13 protein-coding genes and 1 tRNA gene are annotated in these 14,903 nt (G+C 65.1%); 11 read left to right on the forward strand and 3 right to left on the reverse strand.

The window, feature by feature from the left end:
* Positions 1–32: 32 nt before the first annotated feature.
* From AC1D2G_RS02890 to AC1D2G_RS02905, 4 genes are all read left to right on the forward strand, one after another.
* A complete protein-coding gene (locus AC1D2G_RS02890; RefSeq protein ID WP_477411878.1) occupies positions 33–653 on the forward strand; it encodes a 2,3-bisphosphoglycerate-dependent phosphoglycerate mutase in 621 nt (206 codons plus the stop codon).
* An 84-nt stretch (positions 654–737) separates the two neighbouring features.
* Positions 738–822, forward strand: a tRNA-Leu gene (locus AC1D2G_RS02895).
* Between the two features lie 149 nt (positions 823–971).
* Positions 972–2,666 (forward strand): FAD-dependent oxidoreductase, encoded by a 1,695-nt coding sequence (locus AC1D2G_RS02900; protein ID WP_477411880.1) that lies wholly within the window; start codon positions 972–974, stop codon positions 2,664–2,666.
* Complete coding sequence (locus AC1D2G_RS02905; protein WP_457150279.1) at positions 2,666–2,974, forward strand: UBP-type zinc finger domain-containing protein; 309 nt, start codon at positions 2,666–2,668, stop codon at positions 2,972–2,974. The genes AC1D2G_RS02900 and AC1D2G_RS02905 overlap by 1 nt, the downstream gene beginning before the upstream one ends.
* A gap of 93 nt (positions 2,975–3,067) precedes the next feature.
* Here AC1D2G_RS02905 and AC1D2G_RS02910 read toward each other — a convergent pair whose 3' ends face one another.
* The 3 genes from AC1D2G_RS02910 to AC1D2G_RS02920 all read right to left on the reverse strand — a co-directional run bounded on the left by AC1D2G_RS02910 (position 3,068) and on the right by AC1D2G_RS02920 (position 5,660).
* Positions 3,068–3,241, reverse strand: coding sequence for a hypothetical protein (locus tag AC1D2G_RS02910; protein ID WP_477411882.1), 174 nt, complete (start codon positions 3,239–3,241; stop codon positions 3,068–3,070).
* 97 nt (positions 3,242–3,338) lie between these two features.
* Positions 3,339–3,518, reverse strand: a complete 180-nt coding sequence (locus AC1D2G_RS02915) for a hypothetical protein (RefSeq protein WP_164548818.1) — start codon at positions 3,516–3,518, stop codon at positions 3,339–3,341.
* A gap of 117 nt (positions 3,519–3,635) precedes the next feature.
* On the reverse strand, positions 3,636–5,660 hold the full coding sequence (locus AC1D2G_RS02920) for a transcriptional regulator (RefSeq protein ID WP_477411884.1): 2,025 nt from the start codon (positions 5,658–5,660) through the stop codon (positions 3,636–3,638).
* A gap of 215 nt (positions 5,661–5,875) precedes the next feature.
* Here AC1D2G_RS02920 and AC1D2G_RS02925 point away from each other — a divergent pair, with 215 nt between their 5' ends.
* The 7 genes from AC1D2G_RS02925 to AC1D2G_RS02955 all read left to right on the forward strand — a co-directional run bounded on the left by AC1D2G_RS02925 (position 5,876) and on the right by AC1D2G_RS02955 (position 14,859).
* Positions 5,876–6,964 (forward strand): PLP-dependent cysteine synthase family protein, encoded by a 1,089-nt coding sequence (locus AC1D2G_RS02925; protein WP_477411886.1) that lies wholly within the window; start codon positions 5,876–5,878, stop codon positions 6,962–6,964.
* Between the two features lie 12 nt (positions 6,965–6,976).
* Positions 6,977–8,461: a pyridoxal phosphate-dependent decarboxylase family protein gene (locus tag AC1D2G_RS02930; protein ID WP_477411888.1), complete on the forward strand. Its 1,485-nt coding sequence runs from the start codon at positions 6,977–6,979 to the stop codon at positions 8,459–8,461.
* A gap of 28 nt (positions 8,462–8,489) precedes the next feature.
* Positions 8,490–8,867: a hypothetical protein gene (locus AC1D2G_RS02935; RefSeq protein ID WP_457150284.1), complete on the forward strand. Its 378-nt coding sequence runs from the start codon at positions 8,490–8,492 to the stop codon at positions 8,865–8,867.
* 115 nt (positions 8,868–8,982) lie between these two features.
* The gene (locus AC1D2G_RS02940) at positions 8,983–9,354 is read left to right on the forward strand and encodes a hypothetical protein (protein ID WP_095083724.1); all 372 of its coding nucleotides are present in this window, start codon (positions 8,983–8,985) and stop codon (positions 9,352–9,354) included.
* A gap of 169 nt (positions 9,355–9,523) precedes the next feature.
* Positions 9,524–10,150, forward strand: a complete 627-nt coding sequence (locus AC1D2G_RS02945; RefSeq protein ID WP_477411890.1) for a CDGSH iron-sulfur domain-containing protein — start codon at positions 9,524–9,526, stop codon at positions 10,148–10,150.
* A 264-nt stretch (positions 10,151–10,414) separates the two neighbouring features.
* Positions 10,415–12,457 (forward strand): hydantoinase/oxoprolinase N-terminal domain-containing protein, encoded by a 2,043-nt coding sequence (locus AC1D2G_RS02950; RefSeq protein ID WP_477411892.1) that lies wholly within the window; start codon positions 10,415–10,417, stop codon positions 12,455–12,457.
* A 230-nt stretch (positions 12,458–12,687) separates the two neighbouring features.
* A complete protein-coding gene (locus AC1D2G_RS02955) occupies positions 12,688–14,859 on the forward strand; it encodes a malate synthase G (protein ID WP_477411894.1) in 2,172 nt (723 codons plus the stop codon).
* Positions 14,860–14,903 lie beyond the last annotated feature (44 nt).

A 14,903-nucleotide genomic window follows, 5' to 3' on the forward strand; every position in this document is an offset into this window, starting at 1 on the left:
ACCTGCCTATCTGGCAATTTGAAGGAGCAAACATGTCGAGAACCCTCGTGCTCGTGCGCCACGGCCAGAGCGAATGGAACCTGAAGAACCTGTTCACCGGCTGGCGCGATGTCGACCTGACCGAGCAGGGCCACGCCGAGGCCAAGGCCGCAGGCCAAAAACTCAAGGCGCGCGGCCTGAAGTTCGACATCGCCTTCACCTCGGCGCTGATCCGGGCGCAAAAAACCTGCCAGCACGTTCTCGACGCCGTCGGCCAGAGCGATCTGACGACCATCCGCGACCAGGCGCTGAACGAGCGTGACTATGGCGACCTGTCCGGCCTCAACAAGGACGATGCCCGCAAGAAATGGGGCGAGGAGCAGGTGCATGTCTGGCGCCGCTCCTACGACGTGCCGCCGCCCGCCGGCGAAAGCCTGAAGGACACTGGCGCGCGCGTCTGGCCCTACTACCTGCACGATTTGCAGCCCCATGTGCTGCGCGGCGGCACCGTGCTGGTCGCCGCGCACGGCAACTCGCTGCGGGCGCTGATCATGGCGCTGGACGGCAAGTCCGGCGAGGAGATCGTAAAGCTGGAACTCGGCACCGGCGTGCCGGTCATCTACACGCTTAACGCGGATTCGACGGTGGCTTCCAAGGAAGTGCTGGAGAACTGAGGGCTCCTTAAGCCGGCAAGCGAGCAATGGCTTAAAAAACCGCGTTGACACACATCGCTTGCCCGCTTACATGAGCCCGCACCAGCCCAGATGGCGGAATTGGTAGACGCGCACGGTTCAGGTCCGTGTTCCGCAAGGAGTGGAGGTTCGAGTCCTCTTCTGGGCACCAAATTCCCGTTTCGAACCATTCGACGGTTCAGAAACCCAAAGAAAAAGCCCGGTTCGTCCGGGCTTTTTCTTTGCCGCCAACCTCTCCTCCCGGCTAAGCGCTGAACAAACCGCTTCAAACTGTGCCGCCGGTTCGGTACGGTCGAAACCATGTCTCAATCGACCACCAACCCGATCTTCGGCGCCCGTCGCGATCAGGCGTTCCCAACGCTGGCTGACACCGACATCGACCGCATGCGCCGTTTCGGCGAGGCCAGCGACTATGCCGCCGGCGAGCGCATCGTCACGGCCGGCGATGTAGCGCCCGGCCTGATCGTCGTCCTGTCGGGCAAGGTCGACATCATCCAGGATAGCGGGCTCGGCCGTCGCGAAACGATCGTGACGCATGGTCCGGGCAGCTTCGTCGGCGAACTGGCCCAGCTTTCGGCCCGCCCCTCGCTGGTGGATGCGCGGGCCGCCGAGCCGGTGAAGGCGTTCGTCATAGCCTCCCAGAGGCTGCGCGACCTGATGGTGCAGGAGGCCAATCTCGGCGAGCGCATCATGCGGGCGCTGATCCTGCGCCGTGTCGGGCTGCTGGAAAGCGCAACCAGCGGGCCGATCATCATCGGACCCGTCGGCAATGCCGACGTCTTACGGTTGCAGGGTTTCCTGGCCCGCAGCGGCCAGCCGCACCGCGTGCTCGATTCGGACAGCGACCCCTGCGCCAAAACCCTGGTCGAGCGCTTCGATGTCGACCTCCACCATCTGCCGATCGTGCTGTGTCCGAGCGGCCGGCTGCTGCTCAATCCCGGCGAGAAGGACCTCGCCCGCTGCATCGGCCTGCTGCGGCCGATCGATGCCGACAAATTATACGACGTCGCCATCGTCGGCGCCGGACCGGCGGGGCTGGCAGCGGCCGTCTATGCGGCGTCCGAAGGTCTGTCGACCATCGTCCTCGATTGCCGGGCCTTCGGTGGGCAGGCCGGCGCCTCCTCGCGCATCGAGAACTATCTCGGTTTCCCCACCGGCATTTCGGGCATGGCGCTGATGGCGCGCGCCTACAACCAGGCGCAGAAATTCGGCGTTGAAATGGTGATACCCGACGAGGCGAAGCTGTTGAGCGCTGGGACCGACGGTGCCCGTTACACGCTTGATGTCGGCGATGGCGAGACCGTGCGGACACGCACCGTGGTGATCGCCAGCGGTGCGCGCTACCGCCGCCTCGATGTCGCCAATCTGGCGCAGTTCGAGGGGACGTGCGTGCATTATTGGGCCTCGCCGATCGAGGCGCGGCTTTGCCAGGGCCAGGAGGTGGCGCTGGTCGGTGCCGGCAATTCGGCCGGACAGGCGGCTGTCTACCTGGCCAGCCACGTGCACAAGGTGGCGCTGCTGGCGCGCGGCGGTAGTCTCGATGCCAGCATGTCGCGCTATCTGGTCGAGCGCATCAAGGCGCAGCCAAACATCGAGGTTCTGACCGGGACCGAGGTCCAAGCGCTGGAAGGCGGCGAAGGCAATCTTGCCACCGTGCGGTGGCGCAACCGCGCCAGCGGCGTGGAAACGACGCGCCCGATCCGCCATCTCTTCCTGTTCATCGGCGCCGACCCGAATACGGACTGGCTGGCGCACTGCAACGTGGCGCTGGATGCCAACGGTTTCGTGCGCACCGGATCAGACCTGGGATCGGCGCATGGGGTGATGGAGACGAGCCGCAGCGGTGTGTTTGCCATCGGCGACGTCCGTGCCGGCTCGGTCAAGCGCGTCGCGGCGGCCGTCGGCGAGGGTGCCCAGGTGGTGGCGGCGTTGCACGCCTATCTAGCGCAAGACGGCAGCCACGCCGTCGCGCCTCAATTGATCGGGAGAGTGTGATGGCGGATGAATGCAGACATGCGGCTGATATCAAGGACGTGACGCCGAGCGCGCTCGGCTGCGAGGAATGCCTGAAGAGCGGTTCGCAATGGGTGCATCTGCGGCTATGCCGCACCTGCGGCCATGTCGGCTGCTGCGACGACTCGCCCAACCGTCACGCCACCAAGCATTTTCACGCCACCCGCCATCCGATCATCGAGGGCTATGATCCGCCGGAAGGCTGGGGCTGGTGCTACATCGACGAGGCCTTTCTCGACCTCGGCGACCGCACGACGCCCCAGAACGGTCCGATCCCGCGATTCTATTGAGCCAGCGCCGGGCGCAGAGGGGCTGGAGCCCCAAGGAAAAAAGCCCGGTTTTCCCGGGCTCTTGCCTGATCGTCAGAGGACCGGATTTCGCGCTCAACCTCGCTTTGGCGATGCAGAGGCGGGCTCCTGGTTGTCCACGCTGTTCTCGTTCACCTGGAAGGCTATTCCTTCAACCTTCTTTTTCTTCAGGTCGTCATCGGTCTGCGGCTGCGGCGGGCGCTTGGGATTTTGCGCGGTGTTCTCATTCACGTCGAGGGCTCTCGTCATCATGTCCTCCATCGCTGGAAACACAATGTCCGACGCAGCATAGCGTTCCCAGCCAAAGACGCCGCTCTCGCCGAGAGGGAAACAGCCAGCGGCCGCCTTATCGCACGGAGCCTGTGACGGTCGGGTCGATCGTGCTGGGAACGGATTTGCGTTCGTTGCCGGCAAGGGCGGCTATGATCAGCAGGCTGGCCACAACCGGCACGAACAGGATGGCAACGCGGGCTTGCACGTAAAAGATGGCGCGCCATTCGTTGCGCTTGTCGGGGCTGTTGCTCATCATACTCACTTTGTCAGACCCCCCGGGCGTGACATAGCCGGGAACGGTTAAGCAACTCCTTCCGACTTTGTTAACCCGGCGGAATTGAGGCGAAGTTCCGGGCCATGATCCCCGGCTTCAGCCCAGCCCGAGGCGTCTAGCGCCTTGCCGGAACAGTGCCGCGGCATCCGGATCGAAGCGGAAGGTGCCGATGAAATCGTCGCTTGAATAGTTCGGCAAGGTCTTGCGGATGGCAGCGGCAAAGCCCTGCGCCTCGTCAAGCCGGCCCGCCAGCGCCAGGCAGTGTGCGGCGATCGCCAGGATGATGGCGTGAGCGTTGGGTCGTGCCGCTGCCTTCAGCGCCCATTCGGCCGCCTCCTCGAACTGGCCGAGCCGGACATGCGCCATCGCCCGCGCCCCCAGCATGCCGAACAGCAGCGGGTCGAACGGGCTGAGATGGCGCGAATGGTCGGACGAGCCGATCGCCGCCTGCGGGTCGCCCGACTGCGAGTGGACGAAGGACAGCGCGTAATGGCCAAGCGCGAAGTTGGGGCTGAGGTCCACCGCCCGTTCCAGTTCGAGAAGCGAACCGTCCTGTTCGCCACGCAGCCACAGCGCCCTGCCCATCGCCCAGTGCGCGGCCGGATTGTGGTCGTCGACAAGCAGGCTGTGGCCGGCGCTCTCGAAGGCCAGCGCGCTTTCCCGGTCGCGGTCGCCCCAACGCTGGAAGGCGTTCTGCCAATGCGTGAAGGACAGGCCGGCATAGGCGCGGGCAAAGGTCGGATCAAGCCGCAAGGCCATGTCGAAGAAATGCCGCGCTTGCTCGTTTTCGACCTGGGTGAAGCGGTACATGTGCCAGAGGCCGCGGTGATAGGCCTCCCAGGCGTTGAGCGAATTGGGCGCCTTGAGCATGGCGCGATTGCGCTCGACCGTTTCGATCTCGGCCGATATCGACGAGACGATGCTGTTGCCGATATCGTCGAGCAAGCCGAAGATGTCGTCGGACCGGCGTTCGAACGTCTCGGCCCAGACGATCCTGGCCGTGCGCACCTCGATGAGTTCGACGCTGACAATGAGGCGGCCCAGCGGGCTGCGCACCGTGCCGGTGGCGACATAGTCGACATTCAGCCGCCGGCCGGCATCCTCGGGTGCGATGTTCTTCTCAGCCAGCGCAAACACCGATCCGCGCGCGATGACGAAGAAATCCCTGAGCTTCGCCAGGCGCGTGATGATGTCGTGGGTAAAACCGTCGGCAAGCCCGCCGCGCACCCCGCCGGTTTCCTCGACAAACGGCATGACGGCGAGCGAGGCATGGCTCGGCTCGACCCGGCCGGTATCGCCGGGTGCGGCGACCAATTGCGATACCGCGGACAGGCCGGCCGGCGGCGCCCACTGCGAGACGGCTGGCCGTTGCTCACGCATCGCCCGCCAGGCGGCATTGACCGGTCCGAAATCGATCGCCTCCGACTGAAATAACTGTTCTGCCGCTGCCAGATGCTGCTCGGCCGCGCCGATCTCACCGCGTTCCGCCAGATTGGCCAGCAACGCCAGATGCGCGCGCGTGTCGAACGGCGCCAGCTCGACCCATTTGTCGAGATGCGCGGACACATCCGGAGTGTCAGCCTGATGGTTTGCGACAAGATGCTCCAGCACGGCGACTTGGCATGAGTGAAAACGGCGGCGTTGGGCGACCAGCCAACTGTTGAAATGCGGGCTGCGTTCGAGCTCCAGCCCGTCGAGGAAATCGCCGGCGAACAGTTTGGCCAGCGTCCCTAGCCGCTCCGCATCGAGGGTGCCGATCCCTTGCGCCGCAGCGTCGCTGACCTCCAGCGCATCGACCAGGCAATCGCCGAGGTCAAGCGCGACCGTGTCGCCTTGCGTGGAGACACGGCGGCGATCCGGCTCGTCGAGCGCGCCGCGCAGTTTGCTGAGGCACCAGCGCAGCTCGCCGCGTGGATCGTTGGGCACGTCCCACAACAGCTCGCACAGGCGACTGCGGCCGACGGCGTGCGGCGCCAGCGCCAGATAGGCAAACAGCGCGCGCAGCTTACGTGAGGCCGGCAGCGCCACCGCAACGCCGTTGCGGGAGATCGTCAGCGTTCCAAGCAGGCGCACAGACAGGCCGGTCGCTTGGCCGTCCAGTCTCGTTCGAGTGGATTCCACGTGCGTTTCCACGCCTGCTCCCACGCTGGCCTGTCGGCCCTTGCTGTATCACCGAAACCGACAAAGCGCATCCGGCGGCGTATTCCCGTGCCGGATGCCGCCATTGCCGCAATGCCGGCATGTCTGTCCTAGCGCGGCCAGGTCTCGAAACCTCGCCGCCCAACCCGCCGGTTTGTAACCGGCTTGTGATGGCAAACGATCGAGGAGATAAAAAGATGTTGCAGAAGCAGAAAATCAGGACCACCGCCGGCCGCGGCCGCCTGTTCGACAGCATTCTCGACACCGTCGGCGACACGCCGGTGGTGCGTATCAACAATCTCGGACCGGCCCATGCGAAGATCTATGTGAAGGCTGAGTTCTTCAACCCGGGCGCCTCGGTGAAGGACCGCCTGGCGCTCAACATCATCGAGGCGGGCGAGCGCAGCGGCGCGCTGAAGCCGGGCCAGACGGTGGTCGAGGCGACCAGCGGTAACACCGGCATCGGGCTGGCCATGGTCTGCGCGCAGAAGGGCTATCCGCTGGTCGTCACCATGGCCGACAGTTTTTCCGTCGAGCGCCGCAAACTGATGCGCATGCTGGGCGCCAAGGTGGTGCTGACGCCGCGCGCCGAGAAGGGTTTTGGCATGTACAAGAAGGCGGTGGAACTGGCTGAGGCCAATGGCTGGTTCCTCGCCCGCCAGTTCGAGACGGCGGCCAATGCCGCCATCCACGAGGCGACCACGGCGCGCGAGATCATCAATGATTTTGCCGGCTCGCGGCTCGACAGTTTTGTCACCGGCTATGGCACCGGCGGTACTGTCGTCGGCGTGGCGCGCGTGCTGCGGCGGGAACGGCCGGAGACACGCATCGTGCTCTCCGAGCCGGCCAACGCGCAGCTCATCGGCAGCGGCAAGGCGCAGCAGCGCGGTGCCGACGGCGCTCCCGCCGCCACCCACCCGGCCTTCGAGCCGCACCCGATCCAGGGCTGGACGCCGGATTTCATCCCCAACGTGCTGCAGGAAGCGATCGACGCCAGCCTTTATGACGAGGTGATGCCGGTTGCCGGGCCCGAGGGCATCAAATGGGCCAAGGCGCTGGCACGCCAGGAAGGCATCTTCACCGGCATTTCCGGCGGCGCAACCTTCGCGGTGGCGCGGCAGGTCGCCGAACGGGCGCCCGCCGGCGCGGTCATCCTGTGCATGTTGCCCGACACTGGCGAACGCTACATGTCGACGCCGCTGTTCGACGGAATCGAGGCCGAGATGGATGCCGACGAGATCGCCCTGTCGCGCTCGACGCCCGGCTGCCAGTTTCCGGCGGCTTGACGGAGACCCATCATGGACATGGTGCAAGAAACCCTTGGCATGACCGAGGAAACGCTTGATCCTCAGGACTGGGCCGATGTGCAGGCCCTGTCGCACCGGGTCATCGACGATGCGGTCGATTACCTACGCGACGTGCGCGACCGCCCGGTATGGCGGGAGATGCCGGCGGATGTGAGAGATGTCTTCGCGGCACCCCTGCCGCGATCGCCGGCGCCACTCGCCGCTGTCTATGACGAGGTCTCCCGGACTGTGATGTCCTATCCGATGGGCAACATCCATCCGCGCTTCTGGTCCTGGTACATGGGGTCGAGCAATTTTGCTGGCGCGCTCGGCGATTTTTTGGCGGCAATCCAGGGTTCCAATCTCGGCGGCGGCAACCACGCCGCCGGGCTGATGGACAACCAGGTGGTCAACTGGTGCAAGCAGATGCTGGGTTTTCCGGCTTCCGCCGGCGGCACGCTGGTCAGCGGCGGCTCGATGGCCAACATCATCGGGCTGACCGTGGCGCGCAACGTCAAGGCCGGCATCGACGTGCGCGAGCATGGCGTTGCCGCCATCGAGAAGCCGTTACGCTTCTATGGCTCGGACCAGATCCACTCCTGCCACCGCAAGGCGATGGAAGCGCTCGGCCTCGGCAACCGGGCGCTGCGCCGCATCCCGACCGATGCCGGCCTGCGCATGGATATCGCTGCCTTGCGCGCAGCAATCGCCGAGGACCGCGCGGCCGGATTCAAGCCGGCCTGCGTCATCGGCACGGCCGGCACGGTCAACACCGGGGCGATCGATGATCTGCGGGCGCTAGCCAAACTGGCGCATGAGGAAGACCTCTGGTTCCATGTCGACGGCTGCATAGGCGCGCTGATCGCCATTGCACCCGAAAATGCCCATCGCGTCGCCGGCATCGAATGGGCCGATTCGGTCGCGCTCGATCCGCACAAATGGCTGCACGCGCCATTCGAGGTGGGGTGCGCCCTGGTCAGGGACGCCGTCGCACATCGCAAGACCTTCGCGGTGACGCCGGAATACCTGGAATCGACCCCGCGCGGTCTCGCCTCCGGCGAATGGCTGCACGACTACGGCCTGCAGACGTCGCGCGGCTTTCGCGCGCTCAAGGTGTGGATGGCGCTGAAGGAGCATGGCGCCGACAAGTTCGGACGTCTAATCGACCAGAATATTGCGCAGGCGGGTTACCTCGCCGGGCTGATCGAGGCCGAGCCGGAACTGGAGCTGGCAGCATTGCCGACCATCAACATCGTCTGCTTCCGCTATCAGCCGGGCCTCGCCGGCGAGGCGCCGAAGGCGCTCAACACCGAAATCATGCTGCGGCTGCAGGAAGAGGGCATTGCAGCACTCTCCGACACTACCGTACATGGCCAGCATTGGCTGCGGGTGGCGATCACCAACCACCGCACCCGGCGCGAGGATCTCGACCTTCTGGTGCGTCAAGTGACGAGGCTGGGACGGCAGATCGCGGCGGAGCACCCTGCGTCTTTCTAGTTCCTGGCAGGCATGCGATTCTGGCGCCATGATTCGGGAGATCGAGACCGTGACGCTGTTTCGCATGGCTGCATTTGCTGCCTTGGTCTTCACCACGTCGTCCGAGGCCGCCGAGATGGCCTTCTTCGTCAAGAACCTGCGCAAGGAAGCGGTTGCGGTCGAGCTGTTCAGCCGCGACCGCGAAACGGTCTGGCCGGGCAGCGATCAGGTATTCCTGATCGACCCCGCCTCGCAGAAATCGGTGCCGCTCTCCTGCAATCAGGGCGAACACATCTGCTACGGCGCCTGGGTTAACGGCAACGACAGCATCTCCGCCGGCGTCGGTCCGGACAACGACCAGCCCTGCGACACCTGCTGCTTCATCTGCGTGGAACACACGACCGAGACGATCGATCTGGTACCTTAGTTCCGATATCCCCAAAATCAGTCCGGAATTGTTGCAATCGTCCCTTTAGCGGCCACGCACGGCGTGCCATGGTCGCCCCGCGGCCGGGTAGGCCGTGTCTTTCCAGGGGGTTACCATGTTTCATGCCTACGCGCGCCGCACGCTGGCCGCGCTGTCTCTCGTCATGCTGGTCGTGCCGTCGGCACATGCCGGCGACGTTACCTTTGCCATCAAGAACAGCCATCCCAATGCCATGCGCCTCGAGCTCTACAGCCAGGACCGCGACTATGTCTGGCCGGGCAACAACCAGGATTTCTACCTCAATGACGGCGAGACCAAGTCCTTGCCGATATCCTGCAACGAAGGGGAATCGATCTGTTACGGCGCCTGGGTCGACGGCGACGAGGAGACCTATTGGGGCGTCGGCCCCGGCAACAAGGAAAAATGCGAGGACTGCTGCTATACCTGCAGCGGCGGCGAGACCGAGGAAATCGATCTGGTCCCCTGACCGGTTTGCCAGCTTGACGGTTTTCCTGCTGGAGCCGTACAGCAATTCCAGGAAAAGTGTGAAGCGGTTCCGACGGGAATTGCGTTAAAACATTGCCTGCACAAATATCCAAAGCGCGCCGCGTCTGTCCGTCTGGATGCGACGCGCTTCAGGCAACAGGAGCGTAGCCATGGCCGGTATGGTCGAAAGCGACAAGATCGACGTCGGGTTCTCCGGCAAGCGCTGCATTCATTCGCGCAACTGCGTGCTCGGCGATCCGCATGTTTTCGTGCCCAACGCGCCGGGGCAGTGGATCCATCCCGAGGCGGCCAGCGTCGAGAAGATCGTCGCCATCGCCGAAAGCTGCCCCTCTGGCGCCATCACCTACATCAGGAAGGACGGCGGCCCGCAGGAACAGCCGCCGGTGGTCAACACCGTGCGCCTGCGGGAAAACGGTCCGCTGGCCGTGCATGCCGAGATCGTGCTCGACGGCGAGACGTTCTATCGAGCCACGCTCTGCCGCTGCGGCGCTTCGGAGAACAAGCCGTTCTGCGACGGCAGCCACATCAAATCAGGTTTCACCGCCACCGGCGAGCCGCCGCTGAAGGACACGCCGGCGCTGGAAAAGCGCGACGGTCCGCTCAAGGTCACTCCGACGAAGAACGGCCCGCTCAAGCTCGAGGGCAATCTGGAGATCGTCACCGGCACCGGCCATACCGTCGACCGCACGACAGTCGCGTTCCTGTGCCGCTGCGGCCACTCGGCCAACAAGCCGTTTTGCGATGGCACACATAAGAAGGTGGGGTTTGTCGGCTAAGGTGTCGATATTCAGGTGAGGCCGGCCTGCAAACGACGGTTTCCTGCGGTGCTCACGTACGAAAAGTACGCTCCGCTCCGGTTCTCGGAAGCTACCATTTTCGGCTCGGCCTGACCTGAATCTCGAAACCTTGGCGGAACTGCCAATCCCCCTTGTCGGGGGAGATCGAACTCCACCGTGGCCCAGCGCTCGCGTCTTTATCGGCCGCTCCGTATCGGCTAAGGGCAGGGAAACAAAATTTACCCAGCCGGACCACCATAAGAAATGACCGCCAAGACCAAGCCAAAGCCGCTGTTCCTCGGGATCGACACCGGCGGCACCTACACCGACGCCGTGCTGTGGTCTGAAACGGAAGGTAAGCAAGAGGGGCCGAACAAGGGCAAGGTGCTGGCCAAGGCCAAGGCGCTGACCACGCGGCATGACCTGGCAGTCGGCATTTCCGGCGCGGTCGATGCGGTGCTGCAGAAGGCCGGCACCGATCCGACCGCGATCAAGCTGGTCTCGATGTCGACGACCCTTGCCACCAACGCGCTGGTCGAGGGCCAGGGCGGCCGCGTGGCGTTGGTGATGATCGGCTTTTCGGAGGCCGACCTCGCCCGTGACGGGCTGAAGGCTGCACTCGGCACGGACCCGGTGGTGTTCTGCCCCGGCGGCCATGACGTACACGGCAATGCGGCCAAGCTCGACCTGTCGGGGCTCGAGGCAGCGCTGCCGGAACTCGGCGTGTCGGTCTCCGGCTTTGCCGTTTGCGCTTATTTCGCAACCCGCAATCCGGCGCACGAGATAGCCACCCGCGAGCTGATCCGCGAAAAGACCGGCCTGCCGGTCACATCAAGCCACGAGCTGTCGGCCAAGCTCGGCGGCCCGCGCCGGGCGCTGACGACGCTGCTAAACGCCCGGCTGATCTCGATGATCGACCGGCTGGTGGCGGCAACCGAAGGCTTTCTCGAGCAGCGCAACATCGCCGCACCCCTGATGGTGGTGCGCGGCGACGGTGCGCTGGTGTCGGCGGCGTTTGCCCGCCAGCGACCGATCGAGACCATCCTGTCCGGCCCCGCCGCCAGCCTGGTCGGCGCCCGCCACATGACCGGGCTCGACAATGCCATGGTCTCCGACATCGGCGGCACCACCACCGACGTCGCCGTGCTCGACAAGGGCCGGCCGCGGCTCGACCCGGAAGGCGCCACCGTCGGCGGCTTCCGCACCATGGTCGAGGCCGTCGCCATGCGCACCTTCGGCCTCGGCGGCGATTCCGAAGTGGCGCTGGAGGATGGTGCGCTCAACCCGAAAATCCTGCTCGGGCCCCGCCGCCTGGTGCCCTTGGCGCTGGCGGGGATGGCCCATGGCGCCGCCGTCACCGCGGAACTCGAACGGCAATTGCGTGCGCCCAATCCCGGCCGCATGGACGGCCGCTTTGCAGTGCGCACCGGCGTGCCGGACCGGCTTGCCGCCGGATTGACCGGCGCCGAAGCCCGCCTCTACGAGGCGATTGGCGCGGTGCCGCTCGCCGTCGACCGGCTTTTGACCTCCAACGCGCAGAACGCGACCTTGAACCGGCTGGTGTCGCGCGGGCTGGTGCATGTCGCCGGCTTCACGCCGTCGGACGCCGCCCATGTGCTGGGCAAGCAGGCGAACTGGGATCCGGTCGCCGCTCGCCTCGGCGCCGAACTGTTCGCGCGCAAGCGTGACGGCCGCGGCCAGCCCATCGCCGCGTCGCCGGAGGTGATCTCGGAGCGCGTGCTGGTTACGCTGACACGCTGGTCGGCGGAATACATCCTCGAAACCGCCTTTGCCGAGGACGGTCTCGATGGCGCGTCGACGGTGGCGCATGCGCTGGTGCAGCGCGCCGTCGATTCTCACCCCGGCATTGCCCGGCTGAGCGTCGCTCTCGACCGCCCTGTCATCGGCCTCGGCGCTTCAGCGCCGCTGCACTATGCCGGCCTGCCGCCGCTGATCGGCAATGAGTGCGTGGTGCCGGAGGACACCGACGTCGCCAACGCGCTCGGCGCCGTCGTCGGCCAGGTCAGGGTTTCGGCCGAGGCCCGGGTCAGCCAGCCCAAGGAAGGGCTGTTTCGACTTGCCTCGGGTGAAACCGTGCGCGATTTCCTCGATGAAGCTGCGGCGATCGCGGCAGCCGAAGCCGATGTCCGGGCCATCGTCGCCCAGCGCGCCAGGGATGCCGGCACCGACAGTGCCGAGATCGAGGTCGCGACTGAATTCCGCGTCTCCACTGTCGAAGCCCAGCGCATGTTCATCGAGGCGCATGTCGTGGCGGTCGCCTCGGGAAGGCCAAGGATTGCGGTGTAGATTCAGGTCAGGCCGGCCTGCAAATGGCGGCTTCCTGCACTTCCGGTGCTCACGTACCCAAAAGCACGCACCGCTCCGGTTCTGGGAAACCACCATTTTCGGCTCGGCCTGACCTGAATTGCGCACGCCGTATGAAGCGATGTAAATGCTCGCCCTTCACCCTAAGCTGAATTGACCCGGCAAACCTGACATGCCAAAGGCCCGCAAAGCCTTTCATCTGGAGAAGCCTGATGACCGATCGCATCGAGATCGCCGGATTGCGGATTGCCCGCGAGCTGCATGATTTTGTGGCTGGCGAGGTGCTGCCCGGCACCGGCATCGAAGCGGCCGACTTCTGGAACGGCTTCTCGGTCATTGTCCATGACCTAGCGCCGAAGAACCGGGCGCTGCTGGCAAAACGCGACGCCATACAGGAGAAGCTCGACGGCTGGTATCGCGACCATGGCGCGCCCATCGACATGGAGGGCTACAAGACCTTCCTGAAGGAGATCGGCTATCTCGTCCCGGAGGGGCCGGCCTTCAGCGTCTCCACTGAAAATGTCGATCCGGAAATCGCAGTCGTTGCCGGCCCGCAGCTGGTCGTGCCGGTGATGAATGCCCGCTACGCGCTCAACGCCGCCAATGCGCGCTGGGGTTCGCTCTATGATGCGCTCTATGGCACCGACGCCATTCCCGAAACCGACGGCGCCGGGAAAGGCAAGAGCTTCAATCCGGCGCGCGGCGCCAAGGTCGTTGCCTGGGCTAAGGATTTCCTCGACCAGTCGGTGCCGCTCACCTCGGGCAAGTGGGCGGGCGTCAACGGGCTTTCGTTTATCAACGGCATGCTGCGGCTGGGCGAGGGTGCCGGTGTCACGACACTCGCCAATACCAAGCAATTCGCCGGCTATCGCGGCGACGCCGCCAACCCTGAAGCCGTGCTCCTGGTCAAGAACGGCCTGCACATCGAGATCGTGATCGACCGCAACAACCAGATCGGCAGGACCGATCCGGCGGGGATCGCCGATGTCATCCTGGAATCGGCATTGACCACCATCCAGGACTGCGAGGATTCGGTCGCGGCGGTGGATGCTGAGGACAAGGTCGTCGTCTACCGCAACTGGCTCGGCCTGATGAAGGGCGATTTGGCGGAAGAGATCACCAAGGGCGGCAAGAGTTTTATTCGCAAGCTCAACCCCGACCGCGCCTACACCGCGCCCGCCGGCGGCACGCTGACCGTGCCCGGCCGCTCGCTGATTCTGGTCAGGAACGTCGGCCACCTGATGACCAATCCGGCGATCCTGGATCGCGACGGCAACGAGGTACCGGAAGGCATCATGGACGCGGCGCTGACGGCGTTGATCGCGTTGCACGATGTCGCGCCGAAGGGTCGCCGCGCCAACTCCCGCGCCGGCTCGATGTATGTCGTGAAGCCCAAGATGCACGGGCCGGAGGAAGTCGCCTTCGCCGTCGAGATATTCGACCGCGTCGAAGCCCTGCTCGGCATGACGAAGAACACCATCAAGATGGGCATCATGGACGAGGAGCGGCGCACCACCGTCAACCTCAAGGAGGCCATCCGCGCCGCCAGGGAACGTGTGGTGTTCATCAACACCGGCTTCCTCGACCGCACCGGCGACGAGATCCACACCTCGATGGAAGCCGGCCCGATGATCCGCAAGGGGGACATGAAGCAGGCCGCCTGGATTTCCGCCTACGAGGCCTGGAATGTCGACACCGGGCTCGAATGCGGGCTGGCCGGCCACGCACAGATCGGCAAAGGCATGTGGGCGATGCCGGATTTGATGGCGGCGATGCTGGAACAGAAGATCGCCCACCCCAAGGCCGGCGCCAACACCGCCTGGGTGCCGTCGCCGACGGCGGCGACACTGCATGCAACACACTACCACAAGGTCGATGTCCGCGCCGTGCAGGCGGCGCTGAAGAATCGGCCCAAGGCCAAGCTCGACGATATCCTGTCCGTGCCAGTCGCGGTGCGGCCGAACTGGACTCCCGACGAGATCCAGCGTGAGCTCGACAACAACGCGCAAGGCATCCTGGGCTATGTCGTGCGCTGGATCGACCAGGGCGTCGGCTGTTCGAAAGTGCCAGATATCAACGATGTCGGCCTGATGGAGGACCGCGCCACGCTGCGCATCTCCTCGCAGCACATCGCCAACTGGCTGCACCACGACGTCTGCTCGCGCATCCAGGTGATGGATTCCCTGCGGCGCATGGCGGCCATCGTCGACCTGCAGAATGTCGGCGACCCGCTCTATCAGCCTATGGCGGCCGACTTCGACAATTCCATCGCCTTCCAGGCGGCCTGCGACCTGGTGTTCAAGGGCCGCATCCAGCCCAACGGCTACACCGAGCCGGTGCTGCACGCCCGGCGGCTGGAACTGAAGGCGCGCCCCTCGGCCTGAGCCGAAGTTTCATGAGAGCCAAGGGCAGGTGCCGCCGCTTGCGT

It is taken from the genome of Mesorhizobium sp. P2_C7, from assembly GCF_056404515.1.

Bases quoted from the DNA above. Each gene is read 5' to 3' on its own strand.
- AC1D2G_RS02930 (WP_477411888.1), top strand. From the start codon at position 6,977: ATGGACATGGTGCAAGAAACCCTTGGCATGACCGAGGAAACGCTTGAT.
- AC1D2G_RS02935 (WP_457150284.1), top strand. From the start codon at position 8,490: ATGATTCGGGAGATCGAGACCGTGACGCTGTTTCGCATGGCTGCATTT.
- AC1D2G_RS02950 (WP_477411892.1), top strand. From the start codon at position 10,415: ATGACCGCCAAGACCAAGCCAAAGCCGCTGTTCCTCGGGATCGACACC.
- AC1D2G_RS02925 (WP_477411886.1), top strand. From the start codon at position 5,876: ATGTTGCAGAAGCAGAAAATCAGGACCACCGCCGGCCGCGGCCGCCTG.
- AC1D2G_RS02955 (WP_477411894.1), top strand. From the start codon at position 12,688: ATGACCGATCGCATCGAGATCGCCGGATTGCGGATTGCCCGCGAGCTG.
- AC1D2G_RS02905 (WP_457150279.1), top strand. From the start codon at position 2,666: ATGGCGGATGAATGCAGACATGCGGCTGATATCAAGGACGTGACGCCG.
- AC1D2G_RS02940 (WP_095083724.1), top strand. From the start codon at position 8,983: ATGTTTCATGCCTACGCGCGCCGCACGCTGGCCGCGCTGTCTCTCGTC.
- AC1D2G_RS02910 (WP_477411882.1), bottom strand. From the start codon at position 3,241: ATGACGAGAGCCCTCGACGTGAATGAGAACACCGCGCAAAATCCCAAG.
- AC1D2G_RS02915 (WP_164548818.1), bottom strand. From the start codon at position 3,518: ATGAGCAACAGCCCCGACAAGCGCAACGAATGGCGCGCCATCTTTTAC.
- AC1D2G_RS02945 (WP_477411890.1), top strand. From the start codon at position 9,524: ATGGCCGGTATGGTCGAAAGCGACAAGATCGACGTCGGGTTCTCCGGC.
- AC1D2G_RS02900 (WP_477411880.1), top strand. From the start codon at position 972: ATGTCTCAATCGACCACCAACCCGATCTTCGGCGCCCGTCGCGATCAG.
- AC1D2G_RS02890 (WP_477411878.1), top strand. From the start codon at position 33: ATGTCGAGAACCCTCGTGCTCGTGCGCCACGGCCAGAGCGAATGGAAC.